This is a genomic window from Streptomyces sp. NPDC040405 (assembly GCF_055595765.1).
On the sequence record NZ_JBVIVI010000003.1, the window covers coordinates 768,565 to 782,471 of the forward strand.

The window sequence follows — 13,907 nt, forward strand, 5'->3', positions numbered from 1 at the left end:
TAAACGCTCCCACCAGCAGGAGGCACCGATGGCCAGTGACCGATTCACCACATGCCTGTGGTTCGACGGCCGGGCCGAAGAGGCGGCGCAGCACTACGTCTCGATCTTCAAGGACGGCAGGATCGGGCGGACCGTCCGCTACCCCGAGCCCAGCCCCGGCACCCCGGGCGCGGTGCTGACCGTGGACTTCGAGGTCAACGGCCAGAAGTTCGTCGGGCTCAACGGCGGGCCGGAGTTCACCTTCAACGAGGCCATCTCCTTCCAGATCCACTGCGCGGACCAGGACGAGGTCGACCACTACTGGAACCGGCTCCTGGAGGGCGGCGGCCAGGAGGTCCAGTGCGGCTGGGTCAAGGACAAGTTCGGGGTGTCGTGGCAGGTCATCCCCGCCGCCATGGACGAGATGATCGCCGACCCCGACCCGGCGAAGGCGAAGCGCGTCTTCGACGCCATGATGAAGATGGTCAAGCTCGACGTCGCCGCACTTCAGAAGGCATACGAGGGGGAGTAGACGACCGTCCGCCAGGACCGGCCACCGCGTCGGCTACGACGCGCCGCGTCAGCTGATCCGCGCCGCGGCCGCCGGACACCTCAGCCGAGCGCCCGCAGCCATGCGATCAGCAGCCGGTTGACCTCCTCGGCCCGCTCCTGCTGCACCCAGTGGCCACAGCCGTCGAGAAGGTGCGAGGACACCAGGCCGGGGAGGGTGGTGGGGTACGCCGCGACGGCGTCGGCCAGCCAGCCCAGCGAGGCGTCCCGCTCCCCGGCCAGGAACAGCGAGGGCTGGGTGAGCGGCGCCCCGTCCCACGCCGCGAGATCCTCCCAGTCGCGGTCGGCGTTGCGGTAGCGGTTCAGCGCCCCGGTCAGCCCGGTCCGCTCGAACTCGGCCGCGCAGACGTCGAGATCGGCCTCGGTGAGCCAGGACGGCAGCGGGCCGTCCGGGAAGCGGTCGCGCATCCGCCCGCCGCGCGGGATGAAGAAGGGGCTGCCGCCGTCGGGGGAGGGCGCCGTGTCGCCCGAGAGCGCGGCGTAGAACCCCGCGAGCCAGCCGCGCACATCGGGCTCGATCTCCGCCTCGGCCCGGCCGGGCCGCTGGAAATAGCCGACGTAGAACTCCTCGTCCCCGCCGATCCGCGCGAAGATCTCGCTGGGCCGCGGGCCGCCCCGGGGCGCGTACGGCACGCCGAGCAGCCCCACGGCGGTGAAGACATCGGGCCTGAGCAGCGCGGAGTTCGCGGCGATGGGGGAGCCCCAGTCGTGGCCCACGACCACCGCCGTCTCCGCGCCGAGGGCGCGGACCACGCCGACGTTGTCGGCGACATGGGCGAGCATGCGGTACGCCGCCACGTCGCGGGGCTTCGAGGAGCGGCCGTAGCCGCGGACGTCGACGGCCACCGCGCGGTAGCCCGCCGCGGCGAGCGCGGGCAGCTGATGGCGCCAGGAGTGCCATGTCTCGGGGAAGCCATGGAGCAGCAGGACCAGGGGGCCGGTGCCCTCCTCCACCACATGGATACGGGCATCCGGAACGTCGACCAGCCGGTGGTGCATGGATCCTCCCTGAACTGCCGGGGCCTCGCGGCCCACAGCGCGACGCGGCCAACAACGCCACGATCATGCGGTGGCGGCCGGGGAGAAGGGGAGGGAAATTGCCGGTCCGGCAAAAGCCCCCGGCGGGCCGTGGGGGTCACGGCCCGCCGGGGGCATGGATCACAGCGTCTGCTCCAGGCGGCCCGCCATCAGCTTGATGAAGCGCGACCGGTCGGCCAGTTCCCCGCCCTCGGCGAGCAGGGCCATCCCGTAGAGGAGTTCAGCCGTCTCCGCGAGGCTCGCGTCCAACGGGCGCTCACCATGGGCCGTACGCAGCCCACTGACCAGCGGGTGCGTGGGGTTCAGCTCCAGGATGCGCTTGATCTGGGGTACGTTCTGCCCCATCGCGCGGTAGATGTTCTCCAGGGCCGGAGTGACATCGTGCGTATCGCCGACGATGCAGGCCGGGGAGGTGGTGAGGCGGGAGGACAGCCGCACCTCCTTGACCTGTTCGGTCAGCGTCGTCGTCATCCAGGACAGCAGATCGGCGAAGTCCTTCTTCTGCTGCTCGCGCTCGGGCCCGTTCTCGCTCGACTCGCTCTCGTCGTCGAGGTCGACCTGCCCCTTGGCGACCGACTGCAGCTGCTTGCCCTCGAACTCGGGGACGGCGTCGACCCACAGCTCGTCGATGGGGTCGGTGAGGACCAGCACCTCGTACCCCTTGGCCTGGAATGCCTCCATATGCGGCGAGTTCTCCACGATCGAGCGCGACTCGCCCGTCATGTAGTAGATGTGCTCCTGGCCGTCCTTCATGCGCTCGACGTAGCTCCGGAGCGTGGTCGGCTGCTCCGCGTCATGCGTCGAGCCGAACGAGGAGACCTCCAGGATCGCGTCCCGGTTCTCGAAGTCGCCCAGCAGCCCTTCCTTGAGGACGCGGCCGAACTCCTTCCAGAACGTCGCGTAGCGCTCGGCGTTGTCGGACATCATGTCCTTCACCGTCGACAGCACCTTCTTGACCAGCCGACGGCGCATCAGCTGGATCTGACGGTCCTGCTGAAGGGCCTCGCGCGAGACGTTCAGCGAAAGGTCCGCGGCGTCCACGACACCCTTGACGAAGCGCAGATATTCCGGCATGAGCGCTTCGCAGTCGTCCATGATGAAGACGCGCTTGACGTAGAGCTGCACACCCCGCTTGTGGTCCTGCATGTACAGGTCCTGCGGTGCGCGGGACGGAATGAACAGCAGCGACTGGTATTCGAACGTGCCCTCCGCCTGCATGCGGATGGTTTCGAGCGGGTCGTTCCAGTCGTGGCTGATGTGCTTGTAGAACTCGCTGTATTCCTCGTCGGTGACCTCGCCCCGCGGGCGGGCCCACAACGCCTTCATCGAGTTGATCGTCTCGAGTTCGGGTGCGTCGCCGTCTTCGGGCGTGCTGTCGTCCTCGGACGCGCTGGCGGTGCTTTCTCCGGCCATCCGGATCGGCCAGGTGATGAAGTCCGAGTACCGCTTGACGATTTCCCGGATCTTCCACGGGGAGCTGTAGTCGAAGAGATGGTCCTCGGCGTCCTCGGGCTTGAGCCGCAGCGTGACCGCGGTGCCCTGAGGCGCGTCCTCGACCGGCTCGATGGTGTACGTGCCCTCGCCGCTGGAGACCCAGCGGGTGCCCTGGCTCTCGCCCGCGCGCCGGGACAGCAGCGTCACCTCGTCGGCGACCATGAAGCTGGAGTAGAAACCGACCCCGAACTGGCCGATGAGGTCCTGTGAGGCCGCCGCGTCCTGCGACTCCTTCAGCTCCTTGAGGAATTTCGCCGTGCCGGAGTTCGCGATCGTCCCGATGAGCTGCACCACGTCATCGTGCGACATGCCGATGCCGTTGTCGCGCACGGTCAGCGTGCGCTGTTCCTTGTCGACCTCCAGCGCGATATGGAGATCGGAGGTGTCCGCCTCAAGATCCCCGTCCCGGAGGGATTCCAGCCGCAGCTTGTCCAGGGCGTCGGAGGCGTTGGAGATGAGCTCCCGCAGAAAGACATCCTTGTTCGAGTAGATCGAATGGATCATCAGCTGCAAGAGCTGACGGGCCTCGACCTGAAACTCGAATGTCTCTACCCCTGTAGTCACCTGATTCCCCTCATGCGATAAGTGTTCGACGCCATCAAGTCCGTTGCGTCGCCCGGATCTTATCGAAGAGGGAGGTCACTGCGCGTGGTGGTCCGGTGCCTTCGCGCGCTCGCGTGGCCCGACGGCCGGAGCCCCGGGCCGCGCCTGTGGTCGTTGTCGTTCCTGAAGAACCCGCTGGGGGTGAGACGGTACGGACCCCGCGTCACTCGCTCTTCTGGTGCGCGTCGGGGCCCTGAGCGGGTCGCAGACGGCTCCAGTCGAGGGCCTCGGCGGCCTCTCGCTGGATCACCTCCGCCGCTTGCCTGGCTTCGGCGGGAACATCGCCCTGTTCCGCTATGAGACTGTCGTAGATCGGGGACAGGTCGCCCTTGTTCGCGGTGGTCATGCTGAGGTACTTCCTTAGTGCCGTGGTGCAGGTGTGCCACCCGAGCCTAACCTTCGGTTTCCCTTGTCGCGAGGACACATATCACCATGGTCCAGACGGGCCCGATTGCGTGAAGGTTGTGTGATGTCCGGGTGGAAGCCGTCGCGCGGCGGGCGGGGGCGCGGGCCCCCGCCCACCGCGACGCGGGGCTCAGTGCGGAGTGGCCGCGGGCTCCAGTACGAAGACGGGGATCTCGCGCGTGGTCTTCTCCTGGTAGTCGGCGTAGTTCGGGAACGCTTCGACCGCGCGCCGCCACCACCGCGCCTTCTCCTCGCCCGTGATCTCGCGGGCGATCATGTCCCGCAGCTCCGTCCCGTCGCGCAGCTCGACGCGGGGGTCGGCCAGCAGGTTGTGGTACCAGACGGGGTGCTGGGGGGCGCCTCCGAGCGAGGCCACCGCCGCGTACCTGCCCTCGTGCTCCACCCGCATCAGCGGACTCTTGCGGATCTTCCCGCTCTTCGCTCCGCGCGTGGTCAGCACGATGACGGGCTTGCCCCGCAGCGTCGTGCCCTCGGTGCCGCCGGAACTCTCGATCCGCTCGACCTGTTCGCGCACCCACTCGGTCGGGCTCGGCTCGTACTCACCCTGAAGAGGCATGTCATCCATCCCGGTCGTCGTCGACGAAGATTGCCGCACCGCATAACGCTCCGGGACCGCCCGATCATCCCCGGGAGACGGGGCGCAGCCGGTGGAGGGCGTGGTTGCGGGCCCTCGGCACGGCCGCCGCGGGGAGCGGCTGGGCTCCGAGCACGGCCAGCCGGTCCAGCAGGACCCCCTCGCGCAGGGCCCAGGGGCAGAGGGTGACCCGGTCCACGTCCAGCACCTCCATGGCGGCCTCCGCCACGATCGCCCCGGCGAGCGACTGATGGGCCCGGGAGGCGGAGATGCCCGGCAGCAGGGCGCGCTCGGCATCGGATCTGGCCGCCAGCCGGGGAATCCACTTCCGCAGATCGGCGCGGGCGAGGGTGCTGCGGCCCGGCGCCCCGGCCGTCGGTTTGGGGGCTCCGGCGAGCCGTGCCAGCTGGGTGAAGGTCTTCGACGTGGCGATCGCGGACTCGGGGACCGGCTGGTCGCGCAGGTCGGCCGTGGCCTCCATGAGGACCGAGCGCACATGCTCGCGCAGCCGCTCCACCTCCCGCTGGGGCACCGGCGCCTCGTCGGGCAGGTGCCGGCGGGTCAGCTGACCGGCCCCGAGCGGCAGCGTGAGCGCCACCGCGGGTTCCGTATGGCTGCCGCAGGCCAGCTCCATCGAGCCGCCGCCGATGTCGAACAGCAGCATCCGCCCGGCCGACCAGCCATGCCAGCCGCGCGCGGCCAGGAAGGTCAGACGTGCCTCTTCCTCGCCGGTGAAGAAGCGCACCCGGACTCCGGTGGCGTCCTCGATCGCGGCGAGAACCGCCGTCCGGTTGGCCGCGTCGCGCACCGCGGAGGTCGCCAAGGGCACCAGGTCCTCGACCTGATGCGCCGCTGCGACCGCTTCGCTCTCGGTCACGGCACCGACCAGGCGCCGGATGGCGTCCTGGCTGATCACGCCTTGGTGATCCGTCGCCTCGGCCAGATGGACCGACTGCTTGAGGGTGGTCACCGGCTCGGGCGGTCCGCCCGGAACGAGGTCGGCGATTTTCAGATGAACGGCACGTGAACCTATGTCGAGCACTGCAAGACGCATGCCTGCTCAGTGCCCGAGTTGCCGGACTCTACGCCGCGAGGGGGCGCTGCTGGGGAGTGGAGGAGGGGGCGGGGGATTCCTTTTCGCCGTTCCGCTCCGCCGGGCCCTGGGGCGTGGCGGTGCGACGTCCGCTGGGGAACGTCAGATCCGGTACGTCGACCACGGGCGGCAGATCGGGCGTGAGCAAGGTTTGCTCGTTTGTGTCCATGAAGCGATGGGTACCCTCGCGCATCGCGCTCATCCGCGGCAGAGCGGATTCTTCCCTGCGATACCGGTCACACCTAAACCTTATCGGTCTGGAAGTGATCGATTTCGAGCAAAAAAGTATGCCAAGCGGTTCGAGCACAACGGCCGGATCACGCCGGTGCCGTGCCCGAAGCTGGTAGCGGGCGATTGATACCGGTATGTGGCTAATCGGCCGGAGATGCCTGAGGGGTTCCCTCGGGTGCGAGGCTGCCGCTGGCCACGACCGTCGAGCCTGCCGGGCGCGGACGGCGGCGGGAGAGCGCGACCCCGGCCAGGCACAGCGCGCCGCCCGCGAGCGACAGCGCGTGCGGCACCTCGTCCAGAACCAGCCAGGACATCAGCACCACCAGCGCCGGGACCACATAGGTGGTGGCGCCCATGCGGCCCGCGGTGGTGCGGGCGAGGGCGAAGGCCCAGGTGGTGAAGGCGAGCGCGGTCGGGAACAGGCCCAGATAGATCATGTTGAGCGTGCCGGACAGCGGGGCGTGCGCGGCCTCCGACACCAGCGTCCCGGCGAAGGGCAGACAGGCCACCATTCCGATCAGGCAGCCGAAGGTGGTCACCTGGAGCGCTCCGGCGTGCCGCAGCGCGGGCTTCTGGGAGACGACACCACCCGCGTACGTCATCGCGGCCACCAGGCACAGCAGCACCCCGAGCACGGACGCGCTGCCCGAACCGGACATCGAGAGCCCCACGATCACCGCGCCGCTGAACGACACCGCCGTCCCCCACAGCAGCGGACGCGGCAGCCCCTCGCCCAGCAGCTTGCTGCTCAGCAGCGGGATGAGGACCGGGCCGATGTTGACGACCATCGCCGCCGTGCCCGCGTCGACCAGCTGTTCACCCCAGTTGAGCGCCACCGAATAGACGCCGAACCAGAAGAAACCCGAGAGGGCGATCCCCGGCCAGGCGGCGCGGGGCGGCCACCCCACCCGCCGTATCAGGCAGATCGCGCCCAGCGCCACCGTCCCGGTGAACAGCCGCCCGAGTGCCAGGGCGCCGGGCGAATACGCCGATCCCGCAGTGCGGATGGAGACGAAAGCCGAGGCCCACAGCACGACGGTGACGGCCGCCGCCGCCACAGCGGGCCATTCCTTCTGGTAACCGGTGTCCGGCACTTTGGTCATGACGCTGACCCTAGGTCGCGGGAGTTTCGGTGCTCAAGACGTTTTCCATAGACGGTCAATCGACGGCCGCGGACTGCCCGAACCGCGTGACATACCGCCGCTGCCAGGGCGTTTCCACGGCGCGGGCCGCGTAGTGCTCGCGTACGTAAGCCACCGCCTCCCCGGGCGGTACGCCGTCCAGCACCGCCACGCAGGCCAGCGCCGTGCCGGTGCGCCCCCGGCCACCGCCGCAGGCGACCTCGACGCGCTCGTCCGCGGCCCGCTCCCACACCTCGCGCAGCGCGGCGGCGGCTTCCTCGCGGTCGGACGGCAGCCGGAAGTCGGGCCAGCGCAGCCAGCGGGCCGCCCAGTCGACCGTGGGCGGCTCATGGCCCAGCAGATACAGCGCGAACGCGGGCGCGGGCCCCTCCGGAAGGGGACGGCGCAGCCCCCGGCCGCGGACGAGCCGTCCCGAGGGCAGCCGCAGCACGCCCGGCGCGGAAGGGTCCCAAGTGGCGTTCATAGAGGGAGAGTAGCCAGGTGCGCGGCGGTGCGGCAGGGGAACGGGCCCGGTGTCCACGGATGCATGATCACTGCCTAGGGTGACGGCATGGAAATAGGAGTCAACGTCCCGAACTTCGGCCCCGGCACCCGGCCGGATGTGCTGCGTCAGTGGGCCCGGACCGTGGAGGGCCTGGGGTACGACCTGCTGATGGTCTCGGACCACGTCGCGGTCACCCCCGATGTGGCAGAGCAGTATCCCGCCCCGTTCTACGAGCCGTTCACCACCCTTTCCTGGCTGGCCGGGATCACCGACCGGGTACGGCTGGGGACCACCGTGCTGGTCGTCCCGTACCGCCATCCGCTCCTCATCGCCCGTATGGCCGCCAACCTCAACCAGCTCAGCGGGGGACGCCTGGTCCTCGGCATCGGCGTGGGGTGGGCCAGGCAGGAGTACGAGGCGCTCGGCGTGGAGTTCGGGCGGCGCGGAAAGCTGACCGACGAACACCTCCAGGCGATCCGCACGGCCTGGGAGAACGACGCGGACTACCGCAGCGGTGACATCCCGGTCTGGGTGGGCGGCAACAGCGACGCCGCGCTGCGCCGGGCGGTACTGCACGGCGAGGCGTGGCATCCCATCCGGTTCACCCCCGACTGGCTGCGGGAGGCGCTGGGCCGGATGAAGGGGTTCGCGGAGGAGTTGGGCCGACCGGTGCCCGGGCTGGCCCCGCGAGTCGTGCTGAAGGTCACCGACGAGCCGGTCACCGGCCCCGAACGCCAGGCCGGTGAGGGCACGATTGACCAGGTCATGGAGGACATCGAGGAGCTGCGCCGACTGGGCGCCGAGTCCGTGCTGCTCGATCCGTTCAACGGCGACCCGGAGGAGACCTGCCACCCGGAGGCGGCCTGGCAGGCGCTCGCGGCCGTGGCCGCCCGCCGCGACAAGGCCGCCGACCAGGTGCGCTGACCGGCTGCCGGGAGCCGGTCAGCGGTCTCGCCCCGGCTCCCGTGCGGGTGGGGCTCAGCCCACGCGCTCGATGCGCGCGTTGCGGATCAGGTTCTTGCCGGGCTCGCGGACCTGCTCGAAGGCGGCGTTGTTGAGCAGCGCGCAGCTGCCCGATGTCGAGGTGACGGAGACGGTCGTGGACTTGTCGTTGTCCAGATTGGTCACCTTGAGCTTGGTACCGGCCGGGAACTGGTTGCTGGACGCGGCCGGTGCCCCGTCCTCGCCGGACAGGGTGACCGTCGAGCCCGCGCAGACGACTTCGCCGCCCGCCGCGTCCCCGGAGCCCGCCGCCGCGTCCCCGGCCGCTGCCGCGTCGTCGCCCGCCGCCGTGTCATCGGCCGCGGCCCCGCCGCCCTGCGACGGCGCGGCGGCGGGGGAGTCCACCGCACAACCGGACGCCTGCTGCTTCCGCTTGATCTCCTCGATGACCGCCTGCCGGTTGGCGATCCGGGCGTCCGACTGGGCATCCGGATTCGCCTGCTGGTCCGCGATGAACTTCTCGTTGTTGGCCAGCGCCTGAGTCAGTCCGTCGCATGCGGTGGAGGCCGACTTGACCGAGTTCCGGGGCGAGGTGTCGGCCTGGCTGGTGGCCGCCATCACCCCGGCCCCCGTACCGGCCAGCGCCACCGCGCCGACCAGCAGGATCAGCTTCTTCGGACGGCCGAGGGCTCTTCTGCGCGCCATGTGGGACTCCTTCGGTGGGTTCGAGAACCCATACGCGCCGGAGCCCCGCTCGTCTCACGGATTCTCACCCCCGCCTGGCGCGCAGGTCGTGGCCGTCGGCCGTCAGACAGCGCCCGGTGTTCAGGTCGTAGCGCCAGCCGTGCAGGGTGCAGGTGAGCACGTCGCCCTCGATCTGCCCGAACCGGCCCAGGTCGGCGCGGAGATGGGGGCAGCGGCGCTGGATCTGCCAGCCGTCGAGTTCGATGTCCTGGCCGTCGTCGTCACCGGAGGCGTAGTAGTTCTCGACGTACTCGATGCGCTCCATGGACAGGCACTTGAAGAACACGTACAGGAACTCGTTGTACGGCCCGATGCGGCTGGCGGTGAACCGCATCGACAGCAGCAGGCTGTTGGACCAGTCGACCTCGCGCTTGGCGACGTTGGTGGCCACCAGGTCGCCCGTGGTGGACAGCGTGTAGCGGCAGCGCTCGCCGTTCCACTCCCGCACCTCACGCGCCGGGAAGTCGATCACGATCGGGATGTCGCCCACGTCCAGCCGGGCGGGGCCGCCCACTCCCGTGCAGATGTGGTCCGCGCGCGCCAGCAGCGGCTCCCACCACTGCTTCAGCTTGGCCAGCAGCTGGTTGCGCGGCAGCGCGGGGGTGCGCGAGGCGCGTTCCGCGGCGAGGGCGGGGCGCTGGCGGCGGGCGAAGTCGCGCAGATAGGCGCGCTTGTCGCCGAAGATGTGGTCGATCTCCTTCTCGGTGTGGCGGTGGGTGAGCTTGCAGGCGGTGTCCTCCGGCTCCGCGACCGTGCCCGGCAGCAGCAGATGCGCCGAGACACCCGGCCGCGCCTGCGCGAGCTGGGCCAGGAACTCCCGCTGGTCGGTGAAGATGGACTCGCCGTCGCGGCCGGTGCCGTTGTGCTCGAAGAGCGCGTCGTCGAGGAAGCACGGCGGACCCGCGTTGGGGAAGACGTGCGCCGCCTCGACCGCGTCGATGTAGCGCAGCGCGCGGTCGAACTGGCCCTGCCGCTTACGGGCGGCGAACTCCCGCTTCGCGGAGTCCGGCAGCTGGTACACCATCGGGTACCAGATCGCCCCGGAGAACTGCACGAAGTACGCGTCGACCTCGCCGAACTCACGGATCGCCGGGATGTCCAGCGGATGCGCGTCGTTCTGGTTGAGCAGCACGGTCCTGCCGTCGTCCAGGGAGAGCGCGGAGTCGCCGATGGGGCCGTCGCCGGGGCCGGTGAGGGCGGTGATCATGATGCGCAGGCCGTCGCGTTCGACGGGCCTTCCGCTCTCGGTGCGCAGGAACCGGCTGAAGCCGAGCGCCCGCAGTTCGCGCTCCAGCTCATCGGTGGCGAAGGCGGGCAGCAGCACCGTGATGTCCTTGCGCACATTGCGGCGCAGGTTCTGCGCGTCGAAGTGGTCCCGGTGCAGATGGGAGACGTACAGATAGTTCGCGGACCGCCCGTAGTGCGCCCAGTCCAGGTCCGTGTTGTCCGGGAAGGGAAACCACGAGCCGAAAAAGGCGGGATTCACCCAGGGATCGCACAGAACCGATCCCGCCGCGGTCTCGATGAAGAGTCCTGCATGTCCAAGTCCCGTGATGCGCATACCGCAGCACCCCAACCAGCTCGTCCGGTATGTCGGATATCTCCGACTCTCCCGGTGATTCGGGTGGTGTGCATCCGCAGGTGCGCTCGCTGGGTGATCCGGTACCCGTCACCTGGTGAGGAAGCGGATGTGCGGGCGCCCGTCGGGGCCGTCCGGAGTGACGGCCGTGCGCACTCCGTAGACGTCGGCGATGAGATCTTCGGTGAGGACGTCCCCCGGGGTGCCCGCGGCCGCCACCCGTCCCTCCCGCAGCACCAGCAGCGTGTCGCAGTACATCGCCGCCAGGTTCAGATCGTGCAGCGCGATCACGGTGGTGACCGGCAGGTCCGCGACGAGCGCCAGCAGATCGAGCTGGTGCTGGATGTCGAGGTGGTTGGTCGGCTCGTCCAGCAGCAGTTCCCGGGGCGCCTGCGCGAGGGCGCGGGCGATCTGGGTGCGCTGGCGCTCACCGCCGGAGAGGGTGTGCCACGACTGCTCGGCCCGGTCCGCGAGCCCGGTCCGCTCCAGGGCGTGGCGTACCGCTTCCTCGTCCGCCGCCGACGCTCCCGACCAGGGACGCCGGTGCGGGATGCGGCCGAGGCCCACCACCTCGCGCACGGTCAGCTCGGACTGGGTGACGGCGTCCTGCTCGACCACCGCGATCCGGCGCGCCACCGCCCTGCGGGGCAGTTCCGCCAGCGGCCGGCCGTCGAGCGTGACCACGCCCGAGGCGGGGGCCAGCACCCCCGCCAGCAGCCGCAGCAGCGTCGACTTGCCCGAGCCGTTCGGCCCGAGCAGCCCGACGCAGGACCCCGGCGCCGGGGCGAGGCTCACCCCGTCCACGATCAGCCGGCCCCCCGCGCCGCGCGCCACGCGCTCCGCGCGCAGCCCGGTTCCGGTGTCCTCCGTCATGCGGGTCATGACGTCCCCGCCTTCCGGGTGCGGTAGAGGACCACGACGAAGGCCGGTACGCCGATCAGCGAGGTGACCACGCCCACCGGCACCTCCTGCGGGTCGAGCACGGTACGGGCCAGCGTGTCGACCCACACCAGGAACACCGCCCCGGTCAGCGCCGTCACCGGCAGCAGCCGGGCGTGCCCGGAGCCCACCAGGGCGCGGGCGGCGTGCGGCAGCACCAGCCCGACGAAGCCGATCGCTCCCGCCGAGCTGACCAGCGCCGCGGTCAGCAGAGCGGTGACGGTCAGCAGCACGATCCGGGTGCGGGCCACCTGTACGCCCAAAGTGGCCGCGGCGTCCTGCCCGAACGCGAACGCGTCCAGCGCGTGCGCGTATACCCCGCACACCAGCAGCGCCACGGCCAGCACGGCGAGCCCCACCCACACCTCGGTCCAGCCGACGTTGGCGAACGAGCCCAGCAGCCAGAACAGCACGCCACGGGTCTGCTCCGCGTCCGCGGCGGTGGTCACGATGAACGAGGTCAGCGCCGAGAACAGCTGCATCGCGGCCACCCCGGAGAGCACCACCCGGTCCGTCGTGGCGCCCAGCACCTGGCTGAGCACCAGCACCAGCGCGAACGAGACCACCGCGCCCACGAAGGCACCGGCCGAGATGGACACCGCCCCGCCACCGGCCCCCAGGATCACCACCGCGACCGCGCCGGTGGACGCGCCCGAGGAGACACCCAGGACGAAGGGGTCGGCGAGCGGGTTGCGCAGCAGCGACTGCATCACGGCCCCGCACACCGCGAGCCCGGCCCCGCACACCGCGGCGAGCAGGGTCCGCGGCAGCCGCAGATCCCACACGATGCCGTCCCGGATCGGCGTCAGCCCGGTGCTGCCCCAGCCCAGATGGGAGGCGACCACTGCCCATACATCGCCGACCCGGATGTCGGCCGGGCCGATCGTGATGGCGAGGGCGATCGACAGCGGCAGCGCCACGGCCCCGGCCGCCCACAGCGCCGGGTACCGCAGCCGCCGCACGCGGACCGCGCCGGTATCGGTCGTATCGGTCGTATCGGTCGTATCGGTGGTGTCGGCCGTACCGGTCATCGGTCGAGACCGAAGCGGCGCAGCGCGTCGGCCACCTTCTCCACGCCTTCGACCGTACGGATCGACGGGTTCATGGCCTGCCCGCTGAGCAGGACGTACCGCTTGTGGCGGACGGCGTCCATCGACTTGGTGACCGGGTTGGACTCCAGGAACGCGATCTTCTTCGCTGCGGTCTCGGCCGACTCCTGCTTCCGGGCGAGGTCGCCGAGCACCAGGACGTCGGGGTTCCGTTCCGCCACCGTCTCCCAGTTGATCTGCGGCCACTCCTCATGGGCGTCGTCGAACACGTTCTTCGCGCCGACCGCATGGGTGATGACGCCGGGGGCGCCGCAACAGCCCGCCATATAGGGGGAGTCGGAGTTGGCGAACCAGTAGAGCAGGGAGGTGCCGGACGCGTCGACGCCCTCGGTGGCCTTCGTGACCCGCGCCTTGAGCTTGCCGATGAGCGCGTCGCCGCGCTTCTCCACGCCGAAGACCTGGGCCAGGTCGCGGATCTCACCGTAGACGTGGTCCATGGTCAGTGGCGTGGAGCGGGAGCCGTCGCCGTCCCCGCTGTTGTCCTTCGTGCAGTCGGCCGGGGAGACATACGTCGGCACGCCGAGCTTCTCGAACTGCTCCCGGGTGGCCACCCCGCCCTTGCCCAGCGTGGATTCGAAGGACGCGGACACGAAGTCCGGCTCCTTGTCGAGCACCTTCTCGAAGGAGGGCGCGTTGTCGGCCAGCCGGGGCACCGTGGCGTTCGCCTTGCGCAGGCCGGGCAGGACCGGGTCGGTCCAGGTGGCGGTGGCCGACAGCCGGTCGGCGAGCCCCAGCGAGAGCAGGATCTCGGTCGACCCCTGGTTGAGCGACACCGCCTGCCGGGGTGGTGCGGTGATGCGGACCTTCTGGCCGCAGTTGCTCACGGTGCGCGGATATCCGGGGGCGTCCTCGGAGGACCGGGGGGACGCTTCCGGGCCGCCGCCGCATCCGGTCAGCAACAGGGCGCCGCTCAGCAGCAGGGTGGCGCGTCGGGCGGGACGTGCTATCGGCACGGGTGGT

15 protein-coding genes are annotated in these 13,907 nt (G+C 70.4%); 2 read left to right on the forward strand and 13 right to left on the reverse strand.

What is annotated here, in order from left to right; translation table 11 throughout:
- Positions 1-28: 28 nt before the first annotated feature.
- The gene (locus ACZ59A_RS16965) at positions 29-511 is read left to right on the forward strand and encodes a VOC family protein (RefSeq protein WP_470959267.1); all 483 of its coding nucleotides are present in this window, start codon (positions 29-31) and stop codon (positions 509-511) included.
- An 80-nt stretch (positions 512-591) separates the two neighbouring features.
- Here the strand turns inward: ACZ59A_RS16965 and ACZ59A_RS16970 are convergent, their stop codons facing one another.
- The 8 genes from ACZ59A_RS16970 to ACZ59A_RS17005 all read right to left on the reverse strand — a co-directional run bounded on the left by ACZ59A_RS16970 (position 592) and on the right by ACZ59A_RS17005 (position 7,613).
- Complete coding sequence (locus ACZ59A_RS16970; protein ID WP_470959270.1) at positions 592-1,548, reverse strand: alpha/beta fold hydrolase; 957 nt, start codon at positions 1,546-1,548, stop codon at positions 592-594.
- A gap of 159 nt (positions 1,549-1,707) precedes the next feature.
- Entirely contained in the window at positions 1,708-3,645 is a 1,938-nt protein-coding gene (gene htpG, locus ACZ59A_RS16975) for a molecular chaperone HtpG (protein ID WP_470959273.1), read from the reverse strand.
- Positions 3,646-3,847: 202 nt separating this feature from the next.
- Positions 3,848-4,030, reverse strand: a complete 183-nt coding sequence (locus ACZ59A_RS16980; protein ID WP_470959276.1) for a hypothetical protein — start codon at positions 4,028-4,030, stop codon at positions 3,848-3,850.
- A 189-nt stretch (positions 4,031-4,219) separates the two neighbouring features.
- Positions 4,220-4,666, reverse strand: coding sequence for a nitroreductase family deazaflavin-dependent oxidoreductase (locus ACZ59A_RS16985; protein ID WP_470959279.1), 447 nt, complete (start codon positions 4,664-4,666; stop codon positions 4,220-4,222).
- A 64-nt stretch (positions 4,667-4,730) separates the two neighbouring features.
- Complete coding sequence (locus ACZ59A_RS16990) at positions 4,731-5,738, reverse strand: Ppx/GppA phosphatase family protein (protein ID WP_470959282.1); 1,008 nt, start codon at positions 5,736-5,738, stop codon at positions 4,731-4,733.
- Between the two features lie 28 nt (positions 5,739-5,766).
- Positions 5,767-5,946, reverse strand: a complete 180-nt coding sequence (locus ACZ59A_RS16995) for a hypothetical protein (protein WP_470959285.1) — start codon at positions 5,944-5,946, stop codon at positions 5,767-5,769.
- Between the two features lie 202 nt (positions 5,947-6,148).
- Positions 6,149-7,111, reverse strand: coding sequence for a DMT family transporter (locus ACZ59A_RS17000; protein ID WP_470959288.1), 963 nt, complete (start codon positions 7,109-7,111; stop codon positions 6,149-6,151).
- Positions 7,112-7,166: 55 nt separating this feature from the next.
- Positions 7,167-7,613: a protein-tyrosine phosphatase family protein gene (locus tag ACZ59A_RS17005; protein WP_470959291.1), complete on the reverse strand. Its 447-nt coding sequence runs from the start codon at positions 7,611-7,613 to the stop codon at positions 7,167-7,169.
- 87 nt (positions 7,614-7,700) lie between these two features.
- Between ACZ59A_RS17005 and ACZ59A_RS17010 the strand changes: the two genes are divergently transcribed.
- Positions 7,701-8,558, forward strand: coding sequence for an LLM class flavin-dependent oxidoreductase (locus ACZ59A_RS17010; RefSeq protein WP_470959294.1), 858 nt, complete (start codon positions 7,701-7,703; stop codon positions 8,556-8,558).
- 54 nt (positions 8,559-8,612) lie between these two features.
- Here ACZ59A_RS17010 and ACZ59A_RS17015 read toward each other — a convergent pair whose 3' ends face one another.
- The 5 genes from ACZ59A_RS17015 to ACZ59A_RS17035 all read right to left on the reverse strand — a co-directional run bounded on the left by ACZ59A_RS17015 (position 8,613) and on the right by ACZ59A_RS17035 (position 13,900).
- Positions 8,613-9,281, reverse strand: a complete 669-nt coding sequence (locus tag ACZ59A_RS17015) for a hypothetical protein (protein WP_470959297.1) — start codon at positions 9,279-9,281, stop codon at positions 8,613-8,615.
- Positions 9,282-9,345: 64 nt separating this feature from the next.
- The gene (locus tag ACZ59A_RS17020) at positions 9,346-10,881 is read right to left on the reverse strand and encodes a Rieske 2Fe-2S domain-containing protein (RefSeq protein ID WP_470959300.1); all 1,536 of its coding nucleotides are present in this window, start codon (positions 10,879-10,881) and stop codon (positions 9,346-9,348) included.
- 108 nt (positions 10,882-10,989) lie between these two features.
- The gene (locus ACZ59A_RS17025) at positions 10,990-11,781 is read right to left on the reverse strand and encodes an ABC transporter ATP-binding protein (protein WP_470959303.1); all 792 of its coding nucleotides are present in this window, start codon (positions 11,779-11,781) and stop codon (positions 10,990-10,992) included.
- Complete coding sequence (locus ACZ59A_RS17030; RefSeq protein WP_470959306.1) at positions 11,778-12,869, reverse strand: FecCD family ABC transporter permease; 1,092 nt, start codon at positions 12,867-12,869, stop codon at positions 11,778-11,780. The genes ACZ59A_RS17025 and ACZ59A_RS17030 overlap by 4 nt, the downstream gene beginning before the upstream one ends.
- A complete protein-coding gene (locus ACZ59A_RS17035; protein ID WP_470959309.1) occupies positions 12,866-13,900 on the reverse strand; it encodes an ABC transporter substrate-binding protein in 1,035 nt (344 codons plus the stop codon). Before ACZ59A_RS17035 ends, ACZ59A_RS17030 begins: the two co-directional genes overlap by 4 nt.
- Positions 13,901-13,907 lie beyond the last annotated feature (7 nt).

Coding starts and splice junctions, on each gene's coding strand:
- ACZ59A_RS16965 (WP_470959267.1), top strand. CDS start 29: ATGGCCAGTGACCGATTCACCACATGCCTGTGGTTCGACGGCCGGGCC.
- ACZ59A_RS16970 (WP_470959270.1), bottom strand. CDS start 1,548: ATGCACCACCGGCTGGTCGACGTTCCGGATGCCCGTATCCATGTGGTG.
- ACZ59A_RS16980 (WP_470959276.1), bottom strand. CDS start 4,030: ATGACCACCGCGAACAAGGGCGACCTGTCCCCGATCTACGACAGTCTC.
- ACZ59A_RS16985 (WP_470959279.1), bottom strand. CDS start 4,666: ATGCCTCTTCAGGGTGAGTACGAGCCGAGCCCGACCGAGTGGGTGCGC.
- ACZ59A_RS16990 (WP_470959282.1), bottom strand. CDS start 5,738: ATGCGTCTTGCAGTGCTCGACATAGGTTCACGTGCCGTTCATCTGAAA.
- ACZ59A_RS16995 (WP_470959285.1), bottom strand. CDS start 5,946: ATGGACACAAACGAGCAAACCTTGCTCACGCCCGATCTGCCGCCCGTG.
- ACZ59A_RS17000 (WP_470959288.1), bottom strand. CDS start 7,111: ATGACCAAAGTGCCGGACACCGGTTACCAGAAGGAATGGCCCGCTGTG.
- ACZ59A_RS17005 (WP_470959291.1), bottom strand. CDS start 7,613: ATGAACGCCACTTGGGACCCTTCCGCGCCGGGCGTGCTGCGGCTGCCC.
- ACZ59A_RS17010 (WP_470959294.1), top strand. CDS start 7,701: ATGGAAATAGGAGTCAACGTCCCGAACTTCGGCCCCGGCACCCGGCCG.
- ACZ59A_RS17015 (WP_470959297.1), bottom strand. CDS start 9,281: ATGGCGCGCAGAAGAGCCCTCGGCCGTCCGAAGAAGCTGATCCTGCTG.
- ACZ59A_RS17020 (WP_470959300.1), bottom strand. CDS start 10,881: ATGCGCATCACGGGACTTGGACATGCAGGACTCTTCATCGAGACCGCG.
- ACZ59A_RS17025 (WP_470959303.1), bottom strand. CDS start 11,781: ATGACCCGCATGACGGAGGACACCGGAACCGGGCTGCGCGCGGAGCGC.
- ACZ59A_RS17030 (WP_470959306.1), bottom strand. CDS start 12,869: ATGACCGGTACGGCCGACACCACCGATACGACCGATACGACCGATACG.